The sequence below is a fragment of the uncultured Mailhella sp. genome, from assembly GCF_905187505.1.
Classification (GTDB): Bacteria; Desulfobacterota; Desulfovibrionia; order Desulfovibrionales; family Desulfovibrionaceae; genus Mailhella.
Map to the genome: position 1 here is coordinate 1 of NZ_CAJJIC010000201.1, position 2,103 is coordinate 2,103.

The 2,103-nt window shown below is 60.7% G+C and carries 3 protein-coding genes; 2 read left to right on the forward strand and 1 reads right to left on the reverse strand.

Annotated elements, in window-relative coordinates; all coding sequences use genetic code 11:
- Together QZZ60_RS11300 and QZZ60_RS11305 are read left to right on the forward strand one after the other, a co-directional pair.
- A partial coding sequence (locus tag QZZ60_RS11300) for a DapH/DapD/GlmU-related protein (protein ID WP_295641464.1) occupies window positions 1–563 on the forward strand: 563 nt, incomplete at its 5' end.
- A gap of 84 nt (window positions 564–647) precedes the next feature.
- Window positions 648–1,058, forward strand: a complete 411-nt coding sequence (locus QZZ60_RS11305; protein WP_295641466.1) for an OsmC family protein — start codon at window positions 648–650, stop codon at window positions 1,056–1,058.
- A 576-nt stretch (window positions 1,059–1,634) separates the two neighbouring features.
- Here the strand turns inward: QZZ60_RS11305 and QZZ60_RS11310 are convergent.
- A partial coding sequence (locus QZZ60_RS11310) for a universal stress protein (protein ID WP_295641467.1) occupies window positions 1,635–2,103 on the reverse strand: 469 nt, incomplete at its 5' end.

A 2,103-nucleotide genomic window follows, 5' to 3' on the forward strand; every position in this document is an offset into this window, starting at 1 on the left:
ATGAAGTGGCACATAAGGTTATCGCTGTGCGCGGCAACTGCGACAGCGAAGTGGGCACCTGCGTGGACGCCTGCGTTCTGTGCGACGCCATTCTTCCCTCAAAGCTGGAAGAGCGCAGGGAAAAACTCAGACGCATTCTCGGCCGCACGGGCAAGAACTTCCTCATAGAACCCGGATTTCGCTGCGACTACGGTTTCAACATCGAAATCGGCGAAAACTTCTTTGCCAACTACGGTCTCGTCATTCTCGACTGCGCGCCCGTCATCTTCGGCAAAAACTGCTTCATCGGGCCGCAATGCGGCATCTACACCGCCGTGCATCCGCTGGACGCCCGGGAGCGCGCCGCAGGCGTGGAATGGGCAAAACCCGTCACCGTGGGCGACGACGTATGGATGGGAGGACACGTCACCGTGCTTCCCGGCGTTTCCATAGGCAGCGGAACCGTCATCGGTGCGGGCAGCGTGGTCACGCACGACGTGCCTTCCGGCGTGGTGGCCGCAGGCAATCCCTGCCGGGTTCTGCACCCCGTGCGTCAGTCCTCTGCCGCCGAAGGCATTGACTAAGCGCGGCGATGCCGCTATTCGTTGCTCCAAAGCATCGTCAGCGGCAACGCGCTCCTCAGCGCGCCCATGCAAAGGAGTTTTCCCATGGCCAACATGAAAGCAACATATCTCGGCGACCTGCGCGTCGAATGCACGCATCTTGCCAGCGGCACCACCATCGTCACCGACGCGCCCGTGGACAATCAGGGCAAGGGCGAAGCCTTCTCTCCCACGGATCTGTGCGCCACGGCTCTGGCATCCTGCGCCATGACCATCATAGGCATTTACGCAAAGCAGCACGACGTGGACGTGACCGGCACGGAAATTTCCATCACCAAGGTCATGAGCGCCGACCCCCGCCGCATCGGCAGGATTGAGGTCGTGCTCGACATGCCCGACAGGGACTATACCGACCGACAGAAGGCCGCCATAGAGCACTGCGCCCAAACCTGCCCCGTGCATCTGAGCCTGCATCCCGACGTGAAGCAGGAATTTGTCTTCCGCTGGAAGCGCTGAAACGCGTTCCGAAACTCACCGTTCCCCTGTGCGGCGGGATGACCATACGGTCTCCCTGCCGGTACAGGGGATTTTTTTGCCGTTTCGCCGCGGCTCGTTCCTCGCGGCTGTGAAAACGGTCAATCTTCCGCCGCTTCAGAAAACCTGCGGCCGGATGCGGAACGCCTCGACTGGCTCCAGACGGACGACGCCATGCGCCGCGCTTCCCACGCTGCCCGTCATCCTCGATGGGGAGAGGCGCGCGAGTCGGACCTCTTGCGGAACGCGGTCAGCCATCCGTGCCCTCTCCGTCAGCCCGCGACTTCTGAGCAAAAAGCGCTGCGGCGCCCGATTCTCCCTTCTCGCCCTCTCTGCGCGTCTTCCTGTCGGCACGCCCGTGCGCCCGGGGATGCGTTCAATCCGGGCTTTCGTCTCTCCCCCCGTCCTCCCCCGCAACTTCCGCCCAAACAAAAGTCCGGCCGGATCAGACCTCACGGCGCCGGGGCATGGAAAGGCGTGTTCATCTCTCCGCCGCGAACACGCAAAAGGCCCGCCTGCGCGGAGCAGACGGGCCTTCATGCTGCAACATTTCGCCGATTAGAAATCAGGCGTGCATTCCAGGCTGAGATCGTTGGGAATGACCATGACCGGGATGCGGGTCTTGCCGATGATGCTTTCGGAAGGCTTGTTGAACAGAGAGCCGAACAGACCCTTGGTGGACATGCTGCCGATGACGATGAGATCGGCGCAGTACTTGTCGATCACCTTGAGCAGTTCTTCCTCGACCTTGCCTTCGGTAAGAACGATGGTGGTGTCGAGACCGGCGAACTTCTTGTTCACATAGTTGGTGAAGGCGTCTTCATTGGCCTTGCGGCTTTCTTCAATGAGCTTTTCCACCATGTTCTTGCTGCCGGTGCGGCGAAGAATGGCCTCGTTGTCGGCGGCAACATGGACGAGGATGAGCTTGGCGTCGTTCTGACGGGTGATGTCGTTGACGTACTGGGCAACGTCGTCAGGGTTTTCGGAAAGGCTGATGCAGCAGACGATATTGGAAAAAACAGACATG